Source organism: Lysinibacillus sp. 10T31 (genome assembly GCF_056394365.1).
Genome location: NZ_JBFTHS010000021.1, coordinates 91,010 through 113,891, shown reverse-complemented (window position 1 = coordinate 113,891; position 22,882 = coordinate 91,010). Strand labels below are relative to the sequence as shown.

General features: G+C 39.2%; 21 protein-coding genes and 1 other annotated feature. Of the genes, 19 read left to right on the top strand and 2 right to left on the bottom strand.

The window, feature by feature from the left end; translation table 11 throughout:
- The first annotated feature begins 149 nt into the window (after positions 1 to 149).
- The 11 genes from AC1DCY_RS13945 (at position 150) to AC1DCY_RS13895 (ending at position 10,796) form a co-directional block, all read left to right on the top strand.
- Complete coding sequence (locus AC1DCY_RS13945) at positions 150 to 1,523, top strand: chorismate-binding protein (RefSeq protein ID WP_477351006.1); 1,374 nt, start codon at positions 150 to 152, stop codon at positions 1,521 to 1,523.
- Positions 1,523 to 2,554 (top strand): anthranilate phosphoribosyltransferase, encoded by a 1,032-nt coding sequence (gene trpD / locus AC1DCY_RS13940; RefSeq protein ID WP_477351004.1) that lies wholly within the window; start codon positions 1,523 to 1,525, stop codon positions 2,552 to 2,554. The genes AC1DCY_RS13945 and trpD overlap by 1 nt, the downstream gene beginning before the upstream one ends.
- On the top strand, positions 2,551 to 3,342 hold the full coding sequence (gene trpC / locus AC1DCY_RS13935) for an indole-3-glycerol phosphate synthase TrpC (protein WP_477351002.1): 792 nt from the start codon (positions 2,551 to 2,553) through the stop codon (positions 3,340 to 3,342). The genes trpD and trpC overlap by 4 nt, the downstream gene beginning before the upstream one ends.
- Positions 3,339 to 3,953: a phosphoribosylanthranilate isomerase gene (locus AC1DCY_RS13930; RefSeq protein ID WP_477351000.1), complete on the top strand. Its 615-nt coding sequence runs from the start codon at positions 3,339 to 3,341 to the stop codon at positions 3,951 to 3,953. Before trpC ends, AC1DCY_RS13930 begins: the two co-directional genes overlap by 4 nt.
- The gene (trpB, locus tag AC1DCY_RS13925; protein WP_477350999.1) at positions 3,953 to 5,161 is read left to right on the top strand and encodes a tryptophan synthase subunit beta; all 1,209 of its coding nucleotides are present in this window, start codon (positions 3,953 to 3,955) and stop codon (positions 5,159 to 5,161) included. The genes AC1DCY_RS13930 and trpB overlap by 1 nt, the downstream gene beginning before the upstream one ends.
- Positions 5,161 to 5,952, top strand: a complete 792-nt coding sequence (trpA, locus tag AC1DCY_RS13920; RefSeq protein ID WP_477350997.1) for a tryptophan synthase subunit alpha — start codon at positions 5,161 to 5,163, stop codon at positions 5,950 to 5,952. Before trpB ends, trpA begins: the two co-directional genes overlap by 1 nt.
- A gap of 19 nt (positions 5,953 to 5,971) precedes the next feature.
- The gene (locus AC1DCY_RS13915) at positions 5,972 to 6,796 is read left to right on the top strand and encodes a hypothetical protein (RefSeq protein WP_477350996.1); all 825 of its coding nucleotides are present in this window, start codon (positions 5,972 to 5,974) and stop codon (positions 6,794 to 6,796) included.
- Positions 6,797 to 6,905: 109 nt separating this feature from the next.
- Complete coding sequence (recJ, locus tag AC1DCY_RS13910; RefSeq protein WP_477350994.1) at positions 6,906 to 9,224, top strand: single-stranded-DNA-specific exonuclease RecJ; 2,319 nt, start codon at positions 6,906 to 6,908, stop codon at positions 9,222 to 9,224.
- Between the two features lie 33 nt (positions 9,225 to 9,257).
- Positions 9,258 to 9,770, top strand: a complete 513-nt coding sequence (locus AC1DCY_RS13905) for an adenine phosphoribosyltransferase (RefSeq protein ID WP_053484790.1) — start codon at positions 9,258 to 9,260, stop codon at positions 9,768 to 9,770.
- A 316-nt stretch (positions 9,771 to 10,086) separates the two neighbouring features.
- Complete coding sequence (locus AC1DCY_RS13900; RefSeq protein WP_477351080.1) at positions 10,087 to 10,215, top strand: PhzF family phenazine biosynthesis protein; 129 nt, start codon at positions 10,087 to 10,089, stop codon at positions 10,213 to 10,215.
- Positions 10,216 to 10,340: 125 nt separating this feature from the next.
- A complete protein-coding gene (locus tag AC1DCY_RS13895) occupies positions 10,341 to 10,796 on the top strand; it encodes a PhzF family phenazine biosynthesis protein (protein ID WP_477351078.1) in 456 nt (151 codons plus the stop codon).
- Positions 10,797 to 11,188: 392 nt separating this feature from the next.
- On the opposite strand, the gene AC1DCY_RS13890 is transcribed toward AC1DCY_RS13895, so the two are convergent.
- Entirely contained in the window at positions 11,189 to 11,635 is a 447-nt protein-coding gene (locus AC1DCY_RS13890; protein WP_477350992.1) for a MarR family winged helix-turn-helix transcriptional regulator, read from the bottom strand.
- A gap of 229 nt (positions 11,636 to 11,864) precedes the next feature.
- Here AC1DCY_RS13890 and AC1DCY_RS13885 point away from each other — a divergent pair, with 229 nt between their 5' ends.
- The 7 genes from AC1DCY_RS13885 to AC1DCY_RS13855 all read left to right on the top strand — a co-directional run bounded on the left by AC1DCY_RS13885 (position 11,865) and on the right by AC1DCY_RS13855 (position 19,322).
- The gene (locus AC1DCY_RS13885) at positions 11,865 to 13,121 is read left to right on the top strand and encodes an MFS transporter (protein ID WP_477350990.1); all 1,257 of its coding nucleotides are present in this window, start codon (positions 11,865 to 11,867) and stop codon (positions 13,119 to 13,121) included.
- Positions 13,122 to 13,521: 400 nt separating this feature from the next.
- Positions 13,522 to 14,613: a carbohydrate kinase gene (locus tag AC1DCY_RS13880; protein WP_100546084.1), complete on the top strand. Its 1,092-nt coding sequence runs from the start codon at positions 13,522 to 13,524 to the stop codon at positions 14,611 to 14,613.
- Between the two features lie 3 nt (positions 14,614 to 14,616).
- Positions 14,617 to 15,525, top strand: a complete 909-nt coding sequence (locus AC1DCY_RS13875; protein WP_477350988.1) for a pseudouridine-5'-phosphate glycosidase — start codon at positions 14,617 to 14,619, stop codon at positions 15,523 to 15,525.
- A gap of 215 nt (positions 15,526 to 15,740) precedes the next feature.
- A complete protein-coding gene (locus AC1DCY_RS13870) occupies positions 15,741 to 17,936 on the top strand; it encodes a RelA/SpoT family protein (RefSeq protein WP_477350987.1) in 2,196 nt (731 codons plus the stop codon).
- Between the two features lie 86 nt (positions 17,937 to 18,022).
- A complete protein-coding gene (dtd, locus tag AC1DCY_RS13865; protein WP_477350985.1) occupies positions 18,023 to 18,463 on the top strand; it encodes a D-aminoacyl-tRNA deacylase in 441 nt (146 codons plus the stop codon).
- Between the two features lie 73 nt (positions 18,464 to 18,536).
- Entirely contained in the window at positions 18,537 to 18,752 is a 216-nt protein-coding gene (locus AC1DCY_RS13860) for a DUF2642 domain-containing protein (RefSeq protein WP_477350983.1), read from the top strand.
- Positions 18,753 to 19,199: 447 nt separating this feature from the next.
- Positions 19,200 to 19,322 carry a hypothetical protein gene (locus AC1DCY_RS13855; protein ID WP_477350981.1) on the top strand — a complete coding sequence of 41 codons (123 nt, stop codon included), beginning with the start codon at positions 19,200 to 19,202 and terminating at the stop codon, positions 19,320 to 19,322.
- Between the two features lie 197 nt (positions 19,323 to 19,519).
- Here the strand turns inward: AC1DCY_RS13855 and AC1DCY_RS13850 are convergent, their stop codons facing one another.
- Positions 19,520 to 21,106, bottom strand: coding sequence for an SH3 domain-containing protein (locus AC1DCY_RS13850; RefSeq protein ID WP_477350979.1), 1,587 nt, complete (start codon positions 21,104 to 21,106; stop codon positions 19,520 to 19,522).
- A 163-nt stretch (positions 21,107 to 21,269) separates the two neighbouring features.
- Positions 21,270 to 21,511 (top strand) — a binding site (T-box leader).
- Positions 21,512 to 21,607: 96 nt separating this feature from the next.
- On the opposite strand from AC1DCY_RS13850, the gene hisS reads away from it, so the two are divergent.
- Positions 21,608 to 22,873, top strand: coding sequence for a histidine--tRNA ligase (gene hisS / locus AC1DCY_RS13845; protein WP_477350977.1), 1,266 nt, complete (start codon positions 21,608 to 21,610; stop codon positions 22,871 to 22,873).
- Positions 22,874 to 22,882: the final 9 nt, after the last annotated feature.

The following is a 22,882-nucleotide window of genomic DNA, read 5'->3' as shown; positions in this document are numbered from 1 at the left end:
GATGAATGCTTCGCTTATGCATAGAAAGCAATTGCCACTGACCCTTCGCTTTCGTGTAAATAACATCTGCCGCTACGTGGCACTGCGCTTTGCAACTAAACCTTTATAAGAGTCTTACTGGAGAAATTTAAAAAAGGAGCTTGGTCATTATGCTATCAACGAGTTCAAGAACAAAAATGAAAACCATTAATGCTGATTCTTTAACACCGATTTTAATTTTTAGACGCCTACAAGGAAATCATAAATTTTTACTTGAGAGTTCAGCACAGCATGAGGGAGCAGGACGTTTTTCTTTTATCGGCGCTAATCCAAGGAAAACGTATAAAGGCTTTGGAGATGAGATTCAGGAATATTCATATAAGACCGGAAACACATATACACATAAGGGCGACATGTTTGTTTTATTGAAAAGATTAATGCCACGTATATCCAATACGACACAATTCCCGTTTTCAGGTGGAGCTGTTGGCTATGTTGGTCATGGTGCCACAACGATATTATCAACTGCTCAGGATAAAGTGCAACTACCAGATGTGCACTTCCATGTGTATGAGACAGTCATTGTGTTTGATCATGTAACAGATGAGGTTACTTTGATTCATACGAATATTGATGCAGAAAAAAAAGAACCAAATTTAGAAGAGTTAGCAGAGCAACTTCTAAAAGGCAGAGAGGAAGAGGATACAACTTGTAACTATGAGCCTTTTGAATCGACTACGAATGAACAATTTGCAGATTCTCTTACATCCATCAAAGCTACTTTAGATGAAGATATTACAAAAGTCGTTTTATCAAAGTGTTTTTTAGCAAATTTACAAGGGGATGCTTTCGCTTTATATCGTCAATTGCGTAAAAAGCATCCTGCTCCTTATATGTATTATGTAGAGTTTGAGGATCATGTTGTTTTAGGAACATCTCCTGAAAGCCTAATTCGAGTAAAAGGTGACCGTGTGATTGCGACACCAATAGAGGGGACGTTGCCTAGAGGTTCCACAAAAAGTGAAGATTTAGAACATGAACGAAAGCTATATGAAAACACAAATATTAGAAAGTCACATGCTGTACTTGTTTCTGCCTTGCAACAAGAGCTACAGTCTGTATGTTTCCGAGATTCCATTCAAGTCATTGAGGCGATGAGAATTGAGCGCTCGAAGTACGCGTTACACATGACATCGAGAGTCGAGGGGCAAATATTACCGATGCTTCATGCACTTGATGTATTAGCTGCGACGTTACCACCTTTTGCATCAACTGATATTCCAAAGAATCAGGCAAAGGACTATTTAGAAAAAGCTAGTCAAACTGCTGGGATATTTGGAGGAGCCCTTGGATTTATCGGTTTTAACGGTCATCTTGATTTTGCTTTAACAGGGAAATCCATTGTCATAGAAAATGAAACGATGCATATGCAATCAACTGTAACGGTAACGAAATACACAAACGTCAAAGAAGTATTCAAACAAGTAGAAGAGGACGAACAGGAATTTTGGCTGCTACTTGAAAAAGAAGGAGGTCAACACTAATGGAAGGTATTCGTCAAAAAGTACAACAACGAGAGCATTTAATGTATGAGGAAATGCTACAGGCAGCAATATGGATGTTCCAAGATGACACACCAAAGGAAGAAATCGCAAGCTTTTTAACGGCACTATCTGTCAAAGGTGAAACAGCACATGAAGTAGCGGCACTAGCTACCATTATGCGTTCGTTTGCGCTAAACGTGCCAGCAAAAGAAGGAATCTATATGGATAATTGCGGTACTGGTGGCGATGGTCTTAATACATTTAATATAAGTACGGCTTGCGCCTTTGTATTAGCGGGGGCAGGTGTCAAAATGGCGAAGCACGGCAATCGCAAAATTTCTTCGGCATCAGGAAGCTCTGATGTTTTGGAAGCACTCGGTATTCATACGAATATTTCCATTGAACAAACTGTTGAGCTGTTAGAGAAAGAAGGAATAGCCTTTTTATATGCTCCAAATGTCCATCCAAAATTAAAGCGAATCGGCGAAGTACGTCGGGCACTAGGTAAGCCAACTATATTTAATCTTGTCGGTCCACTTACGAATCCAGTGCCTTTATCGACGCAATTTACAGGCATTAATCGTCCTAATTTTGTCATGGAGTATGCTTCCGTATTACAAATGCTTGGGCGTGAACGTGCAATGGTCGTTTCTGGGCCACTAGGATTAGATGAGGCGTCATTAGCTGGCCAAAATACTTTTGTCTTAGTAGATAAAGGAGACTTAATTCCTTTTTCTTTAACTCCAGAGGATGCGGGTCTTAGTTATGCACCAATAGAGGCCATTCGTGGAGGCAATGCAGATGAAAATGCTGCTATTATGCGAAATTTATTAGCTGGTAAACAAGGTGCTTACTTTGACACAGTTTTATTGAATGCTGGTATTGGATTGTTCAGTTATGGAATTGCTGAAACAGTAAAAGAAGGTGTAGAAATAGCGAAGGATAGTATTTTTAGCGGGCGTGCCCTTCAAAAATTAGAGGCAGTCGTTACTTTTAGTGAGCATATTAAAGGAGTGGAAATCCAACAATGAATATCTTAAATAAAATTCTCGAACAAAAAAAGATAGAAGTTAGTGCTTTACTGGAACAGCCCGACCCATTAGCGAATTTTACAGAAAAACCGCGTCCTTCATTATTTGAGCAATTACGAAAAGCTGAAACATTACAGGTAATTTCAGAAATGAAGCGTGCATCTCCCTCAAAGGGGCTAATCGCAGAAGGGGCAAATCCAGTGGCACAAGCAAAAAGTTACGCAGAAGCAGGAGCAACAGCCATTTCTGTTTTAACGGATAAAGAGTTTTTTAAAGGCTCCTTTGATGATTTATCCGCAGTTGCAAATGCTGTTCAGACGCCACTTCTTTGTAAGGATTTTATGATTGATCGTGTGCAAATCCGATTTGCAAAGGCATCAGGTGCATCTATCATTTTGCTAATTGTAGCCGCGTTAACAGATGAAGCATTACGTGACCTGTATAGCTATGCAACAGGCTTGAATTTAGAGGTATTAGTTGAGGTGCATGATCTTGAGGAGCTTGAACGAGCTATTGCAGTTGGTGCCAAGCTGATTGGCGTCAATAACCGTGATTTACGTACCTTTGAGGTGAGCCTAGAACGCACACGTGAAATTGCTGAAGTTTTTCCGTTCGAAGAAGAGAAAGTATTAATAAGTGAAAGTGGGATTTGGACACAAGAAGACGCTAAAGTGGTAGCAGCCATGGGAGCTAGTGGTGTTCTTGTAGGTGAGTCATTAATGCGTAGTGGTGATATAGGTACTGCTCTAAAAAGTCTACAGGTCAATAAGGTGGGGGCATCTGTATGACGAAAGTGAAAATTTGTGGACTGAAGGAACAACAGCATGTGCAGGCAGCGGTAAAGGCAGGAGCGGATGCAATTGGTTTTGTCTTTGCACCAAGTAAACGACGAGTGACGATTGAACAGGCACAGCAATTAGCCAAGCATGTGCCAGAGAGCGTTTTGAAAATTGGTGTTTTTGTCAATCCAAGCGCAACGGAATTACGCACAGCGGTAGAAAGCGTGCCATTAGATTATGTGCAATACCACGGGGAAGAATCTCCGGAGTTTATTCGTCAGCAAGGTTATCCAGCCATTAAAGCTTTGTCCGTAAGAGGTATTGAAGATGTTCAGGTTGCTGCTAACTATGATGTGGACTATTACTTATTTGATGCACCAGGGACTGATTTTAAAGGTGGCAGTGGTCACACGTTTGATTGGACCCTCCTAGAGATGGTGGGGATTCCGCGAGAAAAGTTAATTTTAGCAGGTGGTTTGCAAGCTGAAAATATTGAAGGAGCAGTATCACTTGTGTCGCCGTTTATGGTAGATGTATCGAGTGGTGTAGAGACAAACGGTGTAAAAGATATAGCAAAAATAAACGTATTTTTACATGCAGTGAAGAAGGGGAGAGAATAATGGCGAATTCAATTGCAAATAGTGTACCGACAAAGGAAGGGCGTTATGGGAAATTTGGTGGACAATTTGTTCCGGAAACATTAATGACAGCTTTGTTGGAATTAGAGACGGCCTATGATGGGGCAATGAATGATCAAACATTTACTGAGGAACTGGAATATTATTTACAACAATATGTAGGTCGCGAGACGCCATTATATTACGCAGAAAATTTAACAAAAGAGCTAGGCGGCGCGAAGATTTATTTAAAGCGTGAAGATTTAAATCACACTGGAGCCCATAAGATTAATAATGCGATTGGTCAAGCGCTTCTTGCAAAACGAATGGGTAAAAAGAAAATTGTGGCTGAAACAGGTGCAGGGCAGCATGGGGTGGCAACGGCAACGGCATGCGCATTATTGAATCTTGAATGTGTTGTATTTATGGGTGCAGAGGACATAAAACGCCAACAGTTGAATGTCTTTCGCATGGAGCTACTCGGGACAAAAGTAGAGTCTGTAGAAACAGGTTCAAAAACATTAAAGGATGCTGTCAATGCAGCACTGCGCTACTGGGTGACAAATGTTGAAGATACTCATTATATTTTAGGCTCAGCTTTAGGACCACATCCATTTCCGAAAATCGTAAGGGATTTCCAGCGTGTAATTGGTGTTGAAACTAGAGAACAGATTTTAGCTAAGGAAGGACGTTTACCAGATGCAGTCGTTGCTTGCATAGGCGGTGGTAGTAATGCAATCGGTATGTTTCATCCTTTTGTCGACGACGAAACTGTGGCGCTATACGGAGTAGAGGCTGCAGGCAGTGGCATTGAGACAGGAAAGCATGCGGCAGCAATTGCTGGTGGACAGCTAGGAGTGTTACACGGTGCATACATGTATTTATTACAAGATGAAAATGGCTTTGTGCAAGAGGCGCATTCTATTTCAGCTGGTCTAGATTATCCAGGGAAGGGTCCGGAGCATTGTTATTTACATGATATTGGGCGTGTTACATTTGATTCGATTACAGATAGTGAAGCACTTGAGGGCTTGCAGTTACTGTGTAGAACGGAAGGTATACTACCTGCACTAGAAAGCTCTCATGCCATTGCTTATACAGCAAAACTTGCAAAAACAATGTCTACAGATGACATCATTGTTGTGTGTTTATCCGGCCGAGGGGATAAAGATGTTCATACTGTACGTAAAGCATTAGGAGGAGATATGTAATGACAACACTACAGCAGGCAATTGAAGAAACGAAAATCGCTGGTAATAAAGCATTTATACCATATATTATGGCTGGCGATGGGGGTCTGGAAACTTTGAAGCCAACGATTTTCAAGCTGCAGCAAATGGGTGTAACGGCCATTGAAGTTGGTATACCATTCACGGATCCTGTAGCGGATGGGCCTACGATAGAGCAAGCAGGTGAACGGGCTTTAGCAGAAGGTGTGACATTACGTAAAGTGCTAGAAGCATTAGCTTCATTTAAAGAAGAAATTCAAGTTCCGTTAGTTGTCATGACGTATTTGAATCCTGTGTTGGCCTTTGGATTAGAAGCTTTTGCGAAGGCTTGTGAGGCGGGGGGCGTTAAAGGGTTAATCGTTCCCGATGTACCACTTGAGGAAAGTGGCGTCTTACGTGACACATTAAATTCTCATGGTATCGACATCGTCCAGCTAGTATCGTTAACAAGTCCTCCAGAGCGAATTGCACGTATCGCGACTGCCAGTCAAGGCTTTGTCTATGCTGTAACAGTCAATGGAATCACAGGGGCCCGTACAAGCTTTGCAAATGACTTAAATGATCATTTTGCTCGCTTACGTGAAGCAAGCGAAATACCAGTATTAGCTGGCTTTGGAATTTCAACGCCCGAGCAAGTGGTAAGCATGGGGGCACTTAGTGATGGTGTAATCGTTGGCAGTGCGATAGTGACAGCATTGCATGAAGGGAATTTGGAGAAAATTGAGGCATTAGTGTCTGCTTCAAAAGGTGAGTTTCAGAAGTCTACTCTTTAATGGAGTAGGCTTTTTTCTTTTGAGACTGGTATCCGAGGATTTGACGGTACTATCCACGACTTTGGCTGTTCTATCCAGGATTTCGGCTGTACTATCCATGAATCTGCCGGTACTATCCACGATTTCGGCTGTACTATCCATGACTTTGACGGTACTATCCACGATTTCGGCTGTTCTATCCATGAATCTGCCGGTACTATCCACGATTTCGGCTGTACTATCCATGACTTTGCCGGTACTATCCATGATTTCGGCTGTACTATCCATGACTTTGCCGGTACTATCCATGATTTCGGCTGTTTTATCCATGAATCTGCCAGTACTATCCACGATTTCGGCTGTTCTATCCATGAATCTGCCGGTACTATCCACGACTTTGGCTGTTCTATCCATGATTTCGGCTGTTCTATCCACGACTTTGGCTGTTCTATCCATGATTTCGGCTGTTCTATCCATGAATCTGCCGGTACTATCCACGATTTCGGCTGTTCTATCCATGAATCTGCCGGTACTATCCACGATTTCGGCTGTACTATCTATGACTTTGCCGGTACTATCCATGATTTCGGCTGTTTTATCCATGAATCTGCCAGTACTATCCACGATTTCGGCTGTTCTATCCATGAATCTGCCGGTACTATCCACGACTTTGGCTGTTCTATCCATGAATCTGCCGGTACTATCCACGACTTCGGCTGTTCTATCCATGAATCTGCCGGTACTATCCACGATTTTGGCTGTTCTATCCATGAATCTGCCGGTACTATCCACGAATTTGACTTTTCTATCCGTCACTCTGATTTCTTTCCATCACTTGGCTGGTTCTATCCTACGGGTACTTTAGCAAAACCGAAGGATTGAATTGACGATTTGATGGATAAAACTATCATTCTGATGGATAGTGCGGATAGGCTAGATTTTCGGTATAATAGCTTTCGTGAGGAAGTGAAAAGATGATTCTATCGAAAAAGAGATGGCAGGTAGAGCGCCCAGACGCTAAACTTGTCCAAACATTACAAAATGACCTACAACTTTCTGCAATTGCGGCGAAAATTTTAGCAGCACGAGGCTGCGAAACAACTGCTGATGCAGAGAGCTTATTAAATATGACAGAAGCAAGTATTCATGACCCGTTTTTAATGCATGGTATGGCAGAAGCTGTAGCACGTATTGAGCAAGCGCTTGAAAACGGAGAGAAAATCCTAGTATATGGCGATTACGACGCGGATGGTGTCACTAGCACGACAGTAATGCTTAATGTGTTGTTTGATCTCGGTGCCGATGTATCGTTTAAAATACCGAATCGTTTTATTCATGGCTATGGGCCGAATGAAGCACTATTTCGTGAAGCACATGACGAGGGCGTTCAGCTAATTATTACAGTTGATAATGGTATTTCAGGCATTGAACCGATTCGTATCGCGAAGGAACTAGGTATGGATGTTATCGTTACAGATCACCATGAACCGGGCGATGAATTACCGGCAGCAGATATTATTTTACATCCACGTATACCAGAAGGACATTATCCATTTGGCGAGCTTGCGGGTGTGGGTGTAGCCTTTAAGCTAGCTCATGCTCTATATGGAGAACTGCCAACGCATCTAATTGAATATGTTGCTGTTGGAACGGTAGCGGATTTAGTACCCTTAGTAGATGAAAACCGCTACCTAGTAAAACGAGGAATAGAAGAAATGCGCCGTTCACTCAGCCCTTGGGTACAAGCAATGTGTGAAGTAGCCAGTGCAGAGCAAACTAAAATTAACGAAGAAACAATCGGTTTTTACTTTGGACCGCGCTTAAACGCAGTTGGTCGTCTAGGAGAAGCGGCGCCAGGTGTAGAGCTATTAATGGCTGAAGATAATGCTAAGGCAATAGCATTAGCGAAACAGCTTAATACGTGTAATAGTGAGCGCAAAGATATTGTAAAGAGTATTACAGATGAGGCGATTGCTCTCATTGAATCAGATAAAAAGGTCGGAGAGTCACTCGTTTTAGTTATTACTGGTGAAGGCTGGAATGCTGGAGTAGTAGGAATTGTCGCATCTCGTCTTGTGGAGCTTTATTATCGTCCAACAATTGTACTTTCATTAGACCATGAAAAAGGAACAGCTAAAGGCTCAGCTCGTAGTATTGAGGGCTTCCATTTATATAATGAACTAGCTAAGAATAGAGATATATTACCCCATTTTGGTGGGCATCCTATGGCAGCGGGGATGACATTATCTATTGAGCATGTGGATGAATTAAGATCACGCTTAGATGCTCAAGCAAAAGCATGTTTATCAGAAGAACAATTAACACCTGTACTCAATATTGATATCCCATTAAAAATGGATGAAATTTCAGCAGATGCGATTGAAGAAATTTCAACGCTTGGTCCATATGGTACGGATTTTCCGAAGCCTGTTTATGTGCTCGAAGATGTAGAAATATCCTCCATGCGAAAAATTGGAGCAGCAGAAAACCATATAAAAATGGAATTGACGGATGGCTATGAAAAATTGGATAGTGTCGGTTTCAATAAAGGACATTTACACGACGAGTTAACATATGGAATAAAAGTATCATTTACTGGGGATTTACAAATTAACGAATGGCAAGGGCGTAAAAAAGCACAATTTATGATAGAGGATGTCCAAACGACAGAATGGCAATTATTTGATATTCGTGGTATTCGCCAAACATCACGCTGGTTAAATACGGTCCCAAAAGAGGAGGCAACATTCATCGCCTTCCGTCCCGAGACGATTACCTATTACGAGTCGCTAATTGGTGTACCAATTCTAGCAGTGGACCCTACGCTTTCGAATGTAGAACAAAGCAATTATATCGTGCTACTGGATTTGCCACAAAATGTTCAAATGTTAGAAAATGTCTTACAAAAAACAGCGCCTTCTCGTATATATGCACACTTTTATATGCCTGATTCTCAGTATTTCAATGGATTGCCTACACGTGAGCAATTCTCCTGGTATTATAAGTTTTTGAAAAATCGTCCTGCTTTCCCATTAAATATGCATTTAGCTGAATTAGCTAAGCATACAGGTTGGCCGTTAGATGCATTAAAATTTATGACACAGGTGTTTTTTGAGCTTGATTTTGTTAAAATGGAGAGTGGACTGACGACTGTCAACGTGAATGCACCGAAAAAGGCACTTACAGAGGCACCGTCTTACAAACAGCGTTCAGAACAGATTGAAATGGAGCAGAAGCTAGTATATGCCCCTTATATAGAATTAAAACAATGGTTTGATGAACGATTAAATTAATATACGAATAAGTTTCGTAGGAGGAACAATAATATGGATTTAAAGCAATACGTAACAACGGTTGAAAACTGGCCGAAAGAGGGCATCAGCTTCAAAGATATTACAACAATTATGGATAACGGTCCTGCATACAAATATGCAACAGATCAAATCGTAAGTTACGCAAAAGAATTAGGTGCTGAAATTATAGTAGGTCCTGAGGCTCGAGGCTTCATTATCGGATGTCCAGTTGCTTATGCGCTTGAAATTGGTTTTGCGCCTGTTCGTAAACCAGGAAAATTACCACGTGAAGTTATTAGTGCTGACTACGGTCTTGAGTACGGTAAAGATACGCTAACAATGCACAAAGATGCGATTAAACCAGGTCAAAAAGTATTAATCTGTGATGATTTACTTGCGACTGGCGGTACAGTTGAAGCGACAGTACGTTTAATTGAACAATTAGGTGGTCAAGTTGTTGGCTGTGCATTCCTTATCGAGTTAACAGAGCTAAACGGACGTGCAAAACTTGGCGACATTAACATAAAAACACTTATTCAATATTAATAAATGATGGATTCTTGCTAAATGAATTGCTTGATTGGAATTCATTGGCATAATAGTTCTTCAACAGAATGAAAAGCGTCACATTTTTGTGGCGTTTTTTTATTTATAAAGATATGAGGAAATATCGAATAAAGATATTTTAAATTCATTATTAAGGGAGAGTTAGCTTTGTCATATTATGTAATTGATGCTTTTACAAAAACACAATTTGGCGGTAATCCAGCAGGTGTAGTTTGATTCATGAAAATTTAGACGAAGAGTTTATGCAGAAATTTGCTGCAGAAGTTAGATTTTCAGAAACAGCATTTATTAAAAAATAGACAATAAAAATTTTGACATAAAGTTTTTTACACCGACTGCACAGGTTGAACTCTGTGGACATGCTACAATTGCATCCTTCAAGGCATTATTAGACAGTGGTGCTATTGAAGATAATGATACATAAATTATGAAAACACTCGCCGGCACACTTGTTGTTGAAGTGAATCAATCATTTATCATGATGGAGCAAGCTAAATCTCAGTTAGGAAAAATATTCGATGATTATGATAGTTTTCTAACCTTTTCAAAATTGATAAAAGCCAAATAGGAGATATAAATGTCAATCTAGTGCCTCAAGCTGCAAGTACGGGTCTTTGGGATATAATGCTTCCAATAAAAACAAAGGATGATTTGTATGCTTTAAATCCTGATTTTAAAGCACTTGCTGAATATACAAAGATTAATAAAGTGGTGGGCGTTCATGCATTTACGCTCGACACAGAAGAAGGGATAGCAGAGAGTAGGAACTTTTGCCCACTCTACGGTATTGATGAGGAAGCCGCAACAGGTACTTCAAATGGGGCATTAACTTATTATCTTTTTCATAACGACATACTAAATGAATTTGATCAAGAGTACTCGTTCCTTCAAGGGCATAGTATGGGCAGACCTTCTAATATTCTTACAAAATTAATAAATAAAAATAATCCAAGAGTTATGGTAGGAGGGCAAGCAATTATCTTGTCAAAAGGGGAATTATGCTAGGAATGACTTCTCATCATATAAACGAACAGAATAGATTTATAACATCGCAGCGATTGTATATTTGCAATTACTGTCGCGGTTTTTTACATATTTGCACTATAAATTCAAATAACATAGCAGAAGATGTATTCTATGTGAATAAGTTGATTGGAGTGAAGGCTAGGCGACTCCTCGGGGATCAACGTCACAGATGAGACCCTGGAGCGAGCAACGCGAGTGAAGCGGCTCATCGGACGCCCCCAGGAAAGCGCCTAGCCGGAACGGAAATCAACCCTTCGTTTTTCCGAAGAGCTGTACTTAATTGACACCTTGATTTAATTGACATAATCAACATGCAGAATCCATTCTGATCAATCATTTCAAAATGGATTCTTTTGTTTAGGTCCGTTTATTTATTCTTCATCATAAGATTGAATTATTTTTTGCATAGTTTTCAATGTTTCATAAAAATCATTGTATTTTTCTAAGCCAATATCATTGATAATTCTTTCTTGGATATCTTGCCAAATGGGAGCTGCATCGTTTAATTTTTCAACCCCTTTATCAGTTAGTGTAATGACCTTTGCTCGAGCATCTTGCGGATCTCTTGTTAAATCTACATAGCCATTTTGCTTTAACAAGTTAATATTGCGTGTAATGGTTGTTTGATCGAGCAGCAAAATTTCACCTAGTCGACTGATGGAAACTGATTGGTGATGATCGATATTTGCTAGCATTGAGTATTGTGTAACTTTTAAGCCAGTGGGCTGTAATAATTTATCATACAATTGTGTCACGACTCTTGTTTTTTTTCGAAGGTTTGCACATACACATATTTGTGTGTAATCTATATTCTTCATTGCTCCTTACTCCTTTTCTAGTTGGTTCAATATTATAGTAGCCTTATTGATTTATTTCGTTAAGTTGGAAAATGTTTCTTGACAGTAATAAAGGCGATTACTAAGATTATATATGTATATACATGTTTTTAAAAGGCATTTACCCCAGAAATATATGCATATACATATATTGAGATCTTTTTCATTAAAGAGTATTTAAAAAAATCTTTCAAGAAATGAAGGTGTCAAGATGAAGCGTATTCATTATAGCTGGTTTATTTTAGTCGTAACCTTTTTCTCAATTATTGTTGCAGGGATTACAATGTCATCATCAGGGGTATTTATAGACTCCTTTGAAAAAGAATTTAATTGGGATCGATCTTTAATTGCTTTAGCTTTTGCAGTGAGTCTATTTATATATGGTTTTTCGGGACCGTTTATGGCGGCATTACTAGAAATAGTGGGTTTAAAGAAAATGATGCTAGGTGCGATGGCTACATTATTCATAGGCATGTTGCTTACGCTTTTCATGACTCAATCATGGCAGTTGATCATTGTATGGGGCGGTATTATTGGTTTAGGAGCAAGTCTTTTTTTAACGGTGTTAAGTCCTTATGTAGCGAATCATTGGTTTGTGAAAAGTAGAGGGTTGGCAGTAGGGATTTTAACGGCGAGTACTGCAACAGGGCAGTTAATTCTCCTCCCAATATTGGCGATTATTATTGAGCATTATTCTTGGCGATGGGCGATTGGATTAATTCTCATTCTAAGTATTATTATGTTCATCACTATTTCTATATTTATTAAAAATAAACCACAGGATATTGGAATTTTTCCTTATGGAATGGAAGAAGATTTAGATGTGCAACAAGAGAATCATAAAAAAAATCCGATTAGTATTGCTTTTAATGGTTTATTTGAGGCAATAAAGAAGAAAGAATTTTGGTTATTAGCGGGAAGTTTTTTTATTTGTGGACTTTCAACTAGTGGGTTAGTTGGTACTCATTTTGTTTCATACTGTATTAGCTTTGGAGTCCCTTTAGTAACCGCTGCATCCTTTCTTTCTTTTATGGGAGTGTTTAATCTTGTAGGCACTACTTTATCAGGGTGGCTGTCTGATCGTTTTGATAATCGATGGTTATTGTTTTGGTATTATCTTTTAAGAGGAACGTCTCTGCTTTTACTCCCGTATGCATTAATGCAAGAGTCGCTCACTTTACTGACAATCTTTACAATATTTTATGGATTAGATTGGATTGCTACAGTACCTCCAACGATTAGTATTTCTAGACAAATTTTTGGTGCAAATAAAAGTGGCATTATTTATGGGTGGATTTTCGCATCACATCAAGCAGGAGCAGCAGTTGCTGCTTATGGTGGAGGCCTCATCTATAAGTTTTTCAATTCATATACTTGGGCCTTTTTCATTGCAGGAATGTTCTGTGCATTGGCAGGTTTATTTGTCATCATCGTGAAAAAGCAAACACCTCATCATGCCAATACTTAATAACTAGCTACTCGCTTTGCTTATAGCGCGATTTTTGTGACATCGAGCCGTCTCTTTCGCTTTTGTTGTCGCTGTCGCTACGTTACACTACGCTTTCGCGCAAAAAACACTTGTCGCTGCCGCTACGCTTTCGCGCAAAAAAGTCTGTTGCTGGAGTTTTGTTTTATCACGATAAATTAGAGTGACATGGCAGATAATACATACTAAGTGAAATGGTTGATTTGCAGCAGAAGAGCCATATTTTATTCAATAGGACATTTTAGTTTCATTGAAGCAATAGTGTAAACAACGACAAAGTTGAAGCCAATAACATAAGGCTTCAACTTTTTTGTTTAAATTTTTTTTGACATCAATCAAACAAAAGTTTATAATGTAAACAAATATAACAAAAGGTGATGCTATGAATGAAAGAGAACAGGCGGTCCTTGCATTAATTCGCCAGAATCCGTTTATGTCTCAACAAGAGATGGCCGATAAGATGAATCTATCTCGACCAGTCCTTGCTAATTTAGTGTCGAGCTTAACGAAGCAGGGAAAAATTGTAGGTCGTGCGTATATTTTGCCTGAGGAAAATGAAATCATTTGTATCGGTGGAGCCAATCTTGACCGAAAATTTCATGTAAAGGGGAATGTCCAGTTCGGTACATCCAATCCTGCAAGCTCTTCATTTAGTGTAGGTGGTGTTGGACGAAACATTGCTGAAAACTTAGGCAGATTAAATCATCAAGTTACATTGCTAACTACTGCCGGCAAAGATGCTGATTGGCAAGTTATCCAAGAAGCTTCAGAGCCATTTATGAATTTACGTTATGTGGAACAGTTACCTGATGCTTCGACTGGTTCCTATACTGCGGTTATGGATGAGCAGGGCGAGCTAGCATTAGCGGTAGCAAATATGGAAGTATATGATCTTTTATTGCCGAGTTTGCTAAAAAAACATGAGGCAATGCTGATGAATGCGGGCTGCTTTATTATGGACTTAAACTGTCCAAAGGAAACAGTGGCTTACATACAGCAGGTTGCAATTGCCCGTGACATTCCGTTTGTCATCGTACCGGTATCTTCGCCAAAAATGAATCGATTACCCGATACGTTGCAAGGTGTAACATGGTTTATTTGTAACACTGATGAAGCAGAGACGATTGTTGGTCATAAAATCGAAAACTCTGCTCATTATGAAAAGGCTTTACAGCAACTTCTTAAATTAGGTGCTGAACAGGTAATTATTACTGCGGGTAGCAAGGGTGTGTATGCAGCTTCCACTACAACGAAGCCAAGTCATTACGCAGCTAAAGCTATAGAAAAAATTGAAGATGTAACAGGTGCAGGAGACGCCTTTGTCAGTGCTGTAATTCATAGTTGGCTTACAGGGCAATCCTTTGCAACATGTATTGATGCAGGCTTAACGAATGCCAAAAATACACTTGCATCCCCATATACAGTAAGACCTGAGCTATCAGTTGATTTGTTAAACAGTGAAATGGAGGAATAACACATGAAAGAATTCATCGTATTATCAGAAGAAGTAAAAGCAGGACAAGCAAAAGGTTTACCAATCGTAGCATTAGAATCAACAATTATTTCTCACGGAATGCCATATCCACAAAATGTACAAACAGCACGTGAAGTGGAACAAATTGTTCGTGATAATGGTGGAGTACCAGCAACTATTGCATTAATCGATGGTAAAATTAAAATTGGTTTATCAGATGAAGAACTTGAAATGTTCGGTAATGCACAAGGTGTAGCAAAAGCATCTCGTCGTGACTTAGGCTATCTTTTAGCAACAAAAAAATTAGGAGCGACAACTGTAGCTGCAACAATGATTTGTGCGGAGCTAGCTGGTATTGAAATTTTTGTAACTGGCGGTATCGGCGGGGTACACCGTGGTGCTGAAACAACAATGGATATTTCAGCAGATTTAGAAGAATTAGCACAAACAAATGTTGCGGTAATTTGTGCGGGTGCTAAGTCTATTTTAGATATTGGTTTAACTTTAGAATATCTAGAAACAAAAGGTGTACCAGTTGTTGGATATGGTACAGATGAGCTACCAGCATTCTATACACGTCAAAGCGGTTTTGATGTAAACTTCAAGATTGATACACCAGAGGAAGTGGCAGAAATGCTACGTGCAAAATGGCAATTAGGTTTAAAAGGCGGAGCTGTCATTGCTAACCCAATTCCAGAGTCTGAAGCGCTTGAGCATTCATTCATAACAGAAATCATTGAAAAAGCTCTAGTAGAAGCAGAAGAAAACGGTATTCAAGGTAAAAACGTGACACCATTCTTACTTGGAAAAGTTAAAGAATTAACAGAAGGCAAAAGCCTTGATGCCAATATTGCATTAGTAAAAAATAATGCAGTAGTTGGTACAAAAATTGCTGTAGCGTATAATAAATAAGCTAACAACTATGATACGAGAAGAGAGACTCTTTGCGAATATTACTTTCGCAAAGAGTCTTTTTATTCATTTCAGAGAATATTTTTTCCATTTTTCACATTGTTCACGAGAATAACTAAACAAAATGACACAGTTACTTTACAATAGCCCATAATATTTTATACAATTAAGTTTATATCTAATCTGAAAAATTTGACGAGCAAGGTGGACATGTTATGGCGAAAGAGCAAATTTTGACTCCCGAGGACGTTTTTGAGTTAGTCAAATCCTACATGAATGATGAAAATGTAGCATTCGTGAAAAAAGCATATGAATTAGCAAGGGATGCCCATATTGAGCAATTCCGAAGCTCGGGTGAACCGTATATTATTCACCCTGTGCAAGTAGCTGGTATTTTAGCTGAGTTACAAATGGATCCTGAAACAGTTGCGGCTGGTTTTTTACATGATGTTGTCGAGGATACGGATTTTACGCGTGACGATTTAGTTCGTGAATTCGGCGAAGAGGTTGCGATGCTTGTAGACGGTGTAACAAAGCTAGGGAAAATTAAATATTTATCTAAAGAAGCGCAACAAGCAGAAAACCATCGAAAAATGTTTGTAGCTATGGCGCAGGATATTCGTGTCATTTTAATTAAACTGGCAGACCGCCTACATAATATGCGCACGTTAAAGCATTTACCAGCAGAAAAACAACGCCGTATTTCTAAAGAAACGCTTGAAATTTTTGCACCACTTGCGCATCGTCTTGGGATTTCGACTGTTAAATGGGAGCTTGAGGATACAGCACTTCGTTATTTAAATCCACAGCAATATTATCGCATTGTCAGTCTTATGAAGAAAAAACGTGATGAGCGTGAGGCATATTTAGACAATGTAATGGCTGAGATGAAGTCACAGCTTACAGATGTTGAAATTGAAGCGGATGTTTATGGTCGCCCAAAACATATTTACAGTATTTATCGTAAGATGGTGTTCCAAAAGAAACAGTTCAACGAGATTTATGATTTATTAGCCATTCGTGTACTTGTCGATAGTATTAAAGATTGCTATGCCGTACTTGGGATTGTGCATACATTATGGAAGCCAATGCCTGGACGTTTTAAAGATTATATTGCGATGCCAAAACAAAACCTATATCAATCACTGCATACAACAGTAATTGGTCCTTATGGTGACCCATTAGAAGTTCAAATTCGTACGAAGGAAATGCATAAAATTGCCGAGTACGGGATTGCAGCACATTGGGCATATAAGGAAGGTAAAAAAGTTGATAATGTAAAACAAAATGTCGACCAAAAATTAACGTGGTTCCGAGAAATTTTGGAATTCCAAAACGAATCTTCTAATGCTGAAGAATTTATGGAATCTTTAAAATTTGATTTGTTTTCTGATATGGTTTATGTATTTACACCAGAAGGAGATGTCATTGAATTACCAGCAGGCTCTGTACCTATCGACTTCGCATATCGTGTGCATTCAGAAGTTGGGAATCGTACAATTGGCGCGAAAATTAATGGCAAAATGGTACCACTTGATACACCTTTGAAAACGGGAGATATTATTGAAATTTTAACTTCTAAGCAATCATTTGGTCCGAGTCGTGATTGGTTGAAAATAGCCCAATCCTCACAGGCGAAAAATAAAATAAAGCAATTTTTCAAACGTCATCTTCGTGAAGAAAATATCATCAAAGGTAAAGAGATGATAGAAAAGGAAATCCGTGCACAAGGTTTTGACGTAAAAGAAACAATGTCAGCGGAAAATTTGAAGCGTGTATGTGAAAAATTCAACTATACAAATGAAGACGATTTATATGCAGCTGTCGGCATGAATGGAATTACAGCTCAGCAAGTTGTTAATCGTCTAGCGGAAAAACGTCGCAAAGAGCGTGAACAGGAAGAAGCGCTTGAGAAAATTGAACAAAAAATGAAAAACCCTATTCCACAAAAACGTACAGAATCGGGTGTTATTGTAAAAGATATAGACAATATGCTTATTCGACTTTCACGTTGCTGTACGCCAGTTCCTGGAGATGAAATTGTAGGCTTCATAACGAAAGGAAGAGGTGTTTCAGTGCACCGTGCAGACTGTCCAAATATTCAAGTTGATGATGAGCAGGAGCGCTTAATAGAAGTTGAATGGGAACATGGACTTACTCCAGAGAAAAAAGAATACCCTGTTGATATTGAAGTTTCAGCCTTCGATAGACCAGGAATTTTAAATGAAATCATGCAAATTGTTAGCGAAACAAAAACGAATATTTTAGCAGTGAGTGGTCGTGCAGATCGTGATAAAATGGCAACGATTCATTTAACGATTTCGATTTCAAATATTTCTCATTTGCATAAAGTAGTGGAACGTATTAAGCAAACACCTGATATATATTCAGTGCAACGTGTGATTAACTAAGTGGGATGGTTGGGAAGTAGCCACTTTATTATGTACTGGAAGTGGATCTTCTGATGCATTTAAAGCGAGAATTGAGGTTTTAAAGAATGAAAGTAGTTTTACAACGTAGTAAAGCAGCCTCTGTTACGGTTGACGGAAAAGTAACGGGAGCTATTGATAGCGGGTATGTTCTTCTGGTTGGTATTACACACGGGGATACACAAGAGGATGTTGAATATTTAGCGAAAAAAGTAGCAAATCTCCGCCTTTGGGAAGATGCTGACGGAAAAATGAATCATTCCATTTTAGAGCATGGAGGGGCTATTCTATCCGTCTCACAATTTACATTGTATGGGGATGCAAAAAAGGGGAATCGTCCAAGTTTTACAAGTGCAGCAAGGCCAGAAGTTGCGGAACCGTTATGGGAGGCTTTTAATAATGCCTTACGTGAACACGGTTTACATGTGGAAACAGGAATATTTGGTGCAATGATGGATGTTGCACTGACAAATGATGGCCCTATTACAATACTTCTTGAGTCCAAATAAATGGTACATTTCCTATGATTCCTTCATACATTAATTAGTATGTTTAGTTTTGTAGGAAGGAAGTGTATTAAAGATGACGCAGGTAGGCAGCATATCAAATCCATATTTATACGAAACTCTTAACATGATGATTGGCCAGGCAATTGTAGTGCAAACTAAGAAAAATATTCAGCAAGGAAAATTAATCTCTGTATTACCCGACGATATTGTTTTAGAGGTTAGCAGTACGCCGTTTTTTATTAGTATGAAGGAAATTGTATGGGTTACGCTAGCGACAATGAAAAAATAAGAACATAAAGGACCTCTATACTTATGTAATGTAAGTTGGAGACCTTTTACGTTTTAGCGTGGTAAAACAGCGAGTACTGAAATCTAAGATCTGTTTGTATGAATATGTATCGTTTGTAACATAGACTGTAAACATCATAACTTTCCATCGATTTAGGACTACTATAATGAAAGAGTTATTTATAACAGTCTCATAATTGATTGATAATAATAAAAAAGCTGCAAGGGAAGTATAATGCTTATTTCCTTTGCAGCTTATTTATGTATGTATCCCACATTAACGCTCGATTGGTGAAGACTATTAATAAGTGGGGGTGAAGAAAGTGCCTGCTGATTCAAATTTAACTTCTTTCAGCAAGTGCCCAAACATCTGTACCTGTCGCTTACGCTTTCGGTACATAAAACATCCGCTGAAATAGAGGAACTCAGTCTAAGAACGCCACGTCCTGTGGCAATTTATCTGTGCGAAAGCGAAGCGACAGCAACACGGTTTTATCTGTGCGAAAGCGAAGCGACAGCAACACGGTTTTATCTGTGCGAAAGCGAAGCGACAGCAACAACACACGACTGAGTGACCAACATCATGCTGCTGACGCTGCGTTAGCACTATGCTTTCGCACAAAAAACATTTGTTGGCCCAAAGCTTCCGGCGGATGTCACGGAATCGGAAAAGAGTTCTTAAAGGATATTAGGCTAACTGACCTGCACCGTGCATGCCTAAGCACAAATCCGATTCCGGACGCAATTATGTCGAGGCATAATTGATCTTTATTGATTTTCGTTAAAGTAATTTAAAATGCCTTGGTAGATGCCGAGAGTAGCTTGTTCACGGAATTTAGCGGTTGTAATAGCACGTTCCTCACTACCATTACTTAAGTAGCCCAGTTCAATGAGGGCAGCTTGTTGACGATTTTCTCGTAGAACTAAATAATTTCCTTGTTGGGTACCACGATTCTTTAAATCGATTTTATTTGACAGTCCATTATTTATTGCCTCTGCAAGACCTTGTTGATTACTGTTCATATAATATGAGGTGAAGCCATTAACGGAGCTATCGTCTGTTGCATCATAATGAATACTGATAAAAGCATCTGCCTCATACTGGTGCGCAATTGATACGCGTTTACGGAGTGCAACATATTCATCTGATTCTCTTGTCATGACAACATTTGCTCCAGCAGCACTCAACTTTGAAGCAAGAAGAGATGCTGTTTTCAATGTAACTTCCTTCTCATTTGTTCCACGTTGTCCGGTAGTGCCGTGGTCATTTCCACCATGTCCAGCATCTACGACAATAGTTAGCCCATTTAAAGTGCCTTTCTTGCGTGGTACAGATTTATCTTTTTTAATAGCAGTAGTGGCTTTACTTGACGAAGTAGTAGTAACGACCCAGTTCGCCACAAATGCAGTTTTGTCATCTACTTGTATTTCATAAAAATCATTTTTAGCGCCTACAATAGGGTATGTTTCACCAGCATCTACACGTTCAACAACATCAGCAACTGTTGTTGCATCTGTACGTAAGTTTGTCCCGTTATAAATGATTGTCACAGATTCAAGCTCTGAGGAAGAAGAAGCAGATTTCGATGTCGTTTTTTCTATATTTGAAAAAGTACCATAAAAGCTATAAACCCAACCTGCTTTATTATCGCTATATTGAATTTGTACCCAGTTATGCTCTTGAGCCAGCACTTTAAAGGCTTGTCCATTTGAAGCTGTTCCTATTTTTTTAGCATTTAAGTCGGGTTTTTGGCGCACATTAAGTGCATCCACTAAAACTGTAAATGTAGTATCCTTGTTGATTTTTTTTGTAGATACTTCAACTTTAGGCTCATCAGCCTCAGCCTTAACCTTTTTTTCGGGTAGGTCATTGATTGTAACATAGTCAGTAGATACCCACCCTACTAGTCCGTTCCAATCTATTTTTGCCCATTCGCCATTTTTTTCAATAAGTTTTGCTTGGCTGCCTATTGATAATTGTCCAAGAACTGCTGAAGATATGTCAGGCTCAGTACGAATATTTAGACGATCGACTTGTGAAATCAACGTTTTATCAATCGTTTGTTTATCGTTTATTGAAGCTGTTAGCCAAGATGCAACCCAGCCTTCGTAATCGCCTGCTTTTACTTGAATCCAGTCGCCTTCACGACTAACAGAAGTTAGCGAATCACCCTCATCTAATGTCGTAATGATTGGATAAGACAGTCCAGGTCCCTCACGTAAATGAAGAGTCGTTCCAGTTACTTTTAAATCACTGGTGTTGGCTAGTGCTGTTTTAACATTCTTCATATTTGGAATCGCAATTATTAGCACTAGTACGAAGATGATACTAATATTTAAAAGTTTTGTCCTCATCAGATTCCTCCTATCCTTGACCTATTTTACCATGCTTTAGTAATAGAATTCGTGGGAAAAAGGTAATGGAATTTGTTATTTTCACGAATGTATTGTAAAAAAAATAAAAACAGTTGACATTGCCTTTTGTAGTGACTAACATAAAGGGTAATCAAAAAATGATTAACCGCTTATGACCAAGCAAGTAGCATATACCTCTATTGGAGAAGAGAGGGAAAGACCTAGGCTGAAATCTTTCCTACAAAAATGTATACTGTGAACAACACTTGAGAGGCTTTTTTCTGAAAAGTAATGCTTAGTAGGAAAAAACGGAATCGGCCGTTATCCGATTTGGAGGAGGACGCATGTATTTGATGCGTCAACTAGGGTGGAACCGCGGAAGCTTGTACAGCTCTCGTCCCTTGCATTATGCAAGGAGGCGAGAGCTTTTTTATTGGACAAAAAATGAGAAAAGTCCAGAAGACAGCTTGCTCATAAGCAATTTACAAAGGAGGTTTTTCTATGAGTTTTAAAGTGCCACGAGGGACACAAGATATTTTGCCTGGTGAATCAGAAAAATGGCAAAAGATAGAAACGGTTATCCGTGATATCTGTCGTGTCTATCGCTACAATGAAATTCGTACACCAATTTTTGAGCAAACAGATTTATTTGCACGTGGTGTCGGTGAAACAACAGATGTTGTTCAAAAGGAAATGTATACATTTGAAGATCGCGGTGGCCGTTCGTTAACATTACGTCCGGAGAATACAGCTGGTGTAGTTCGTGCTTATGTTGAGCATAAAATGTTTGGTGCACCGGATCAACCAGTAAAGCTTTCATATTTAGGACCAATGTTCCGTTATGAACGTCAACAAGCAGGGCGCTACCGTCAATTTGTTCAATTTGGAGTAGAAGCAATTGGTTCAGCTGATCCAGCTATTGATGCGGAAGTAATTGCACTTGCAATGGATGTCTATGAATCAGCAGGTTTAAAGGATTTAAAATTAGTCATTAATTCTCTTGGCGACAAAGAAACACGTGATACACACCGTACAGCACTGTTACAACACTTCGAACCACATATTCATGAGTTTTGTTCAGACTGTCAAAATCGTTTGCAAAAAAATCCACTGCGTATTTTAGACTGTAAGGTAGACCGCGAGCATCCATTAATGGAATCTGCACCTGCATTAACTGATTTCCTTACTGAGGAGTCAGCAGCATATTTCGCTCAAGTTAAAACGTACTTAGATACACTGGGTATATCGTATGAGATCGATCCTAATCTTGTAAGAGGTCTTGATTATTACAATCATACGACTTTTGAAATTATGTCAACGGCTTCTGGATTTGGATCCATTACTACACTTTGTGGTGGGGGTCGCTATAATGGCCTTGTGCAAGAAATTGGTGGTCCGGATGTACCAGGTATCGGATTCGCATTAAGTATCGAGCGTTTGTTGCTTGCACTTGAAGCTGAGGGTGTTGAATTAGACACAGCATCAGGACTCGATGTCTATATAATTGCTATGGGCGAAGAAGCGAAGCTAAAAACTGTAGAATTAACAAGTACCTTCCGTGCTAAAGGCATTTCTACGGAGATAGATTATTTAGATCGTAAAATGAAAGCTCAAATGAAATCAGCAGACCGTTTAGGTGCGAAATATACGATTGTTTTAGGTGAAACAGAGCTTGAAGAGCAAGTAGCTACTGTTAAACATATGGAATCAGGTGAACAACAAAAAGTAGAGTTCTCAGAATTAGTGAACTACCTATTAAAACAATAAACGAATCTG

Bases quoted from the DNA above. Each gene is read 5' to 3' on its own strand.
- AC1DCY_RS13860 (WP_477350983.1), top strand. From the start codon at position 18,537: ATGACGCAGGTAGGCAGCATATCAAATCCATATTTATACGAAACTCTT.
- hisS (WP_477350977.1), top strand. From the start codon at position 21,608: ATGAGTTTTAAAGTGCCACGAGGGACACAAGATATTTTGCCTGGTGAA.
- dtd (WP_477350985.1), top strand. From the start codon at position 18,023: ATGAAAGTAGTTTTACAACGTAGTAAAGCAGCCTCTGTTACGGTTGAC.
- trpD (WP_477351004.1), top strand. From the start codon at position 1,523: ATGGAAGGTATTCGTCAAAAAGTACAACAACGAGAGCATTTAATGTAT.
- AC1DCY_RS13880 (WP_100546084.1), top strand. From the start codon at position 13,522: ATGAATGAAAGAGAACAGGCGGTCCTTGCATTAATTCGCCAGAATCCG.
- AC1DCY_RS13870 (WP_477350987.1), top strand. From the start codon at position 15,741: ATGGCGAAAGAGCAAATTTTGACTCCCGAGGACGTTTTTGAGTTAGTC.
- recJ (WP_477350994.1), top strand. From the start codon at position 6,906: ATGATTCTATCGAAAAAGAGATGGCAGGTAGAGCGCCCAGACGCTAAA.
- AC1DCY_RS13885 (WP_477350990.1), top strand. From the start codon at position 11,865: ATGAAGCGTATTCATTATAGCTGGTTTATTTTAGTCGTAACCTTTTTC.
- trpC (WP_477351002.1), top strand. From the start codon at position 2,551: ATGAATATCTTAAATAAAATTCTCGAACAAAAAAAGATAGAAGTTAGT.
- AC1DCY_RS13930 (WP_477351000.1), top strand. From the start codon at position 3,339: ATGACGAAAGTGAAAATTTGTGGACTGAAGGAACAACAGCATGTGCAG.
- AC1DCY_RS13850 (WP_477350979.1), bottom strand. From the start codon at position 21,106: ATGAGGACAAAACTTTTAAATATTAGTATCATCTTCGTACTAGTGCTA.
- AC1DCY_RS13945 (WP_477351006.1), top strand. From the start codon at position 150: ATGCTATCAACGAGTTCAAGAACAAAAATGAAAACCATTAATGCTGAT.
- AC1DCY_RS13890 (WP_477350992.1), bottom strand. From the start codon at position 11,635: ATGAAGAATATAGATTACACACAAATATGTGTATGTGCAAACCTTCGA.
- AC1DCY_RS13905 (WP_053484790.1), top strand. From the start codon at position 9,258: ATGGATTTAAAGCAATACGTAACAACGGTTGAAAACTGGCCGAAAGAG.
- AC1DCY_RS13875 (WP_477350988.1), top strand. From the start codon at position 14,617: ATGAAAGAATTCATCGTATTATCAGAAGAAGTAAAAGCAGGACAAGCA.
- trpB (WP_477350999.1), top strand. From the start codon at position 3,953: ATGGCGAATTCAATTGCAAATAGTGTACCGACAAAGGAAGGGCGTTAT.
- trpA (WP_477350997.1), top strand. From the start codon at position 5,161: ATGACAACACTACAGCAGGCAATTGAAGAAACGAAAATCGCTGGTAAT.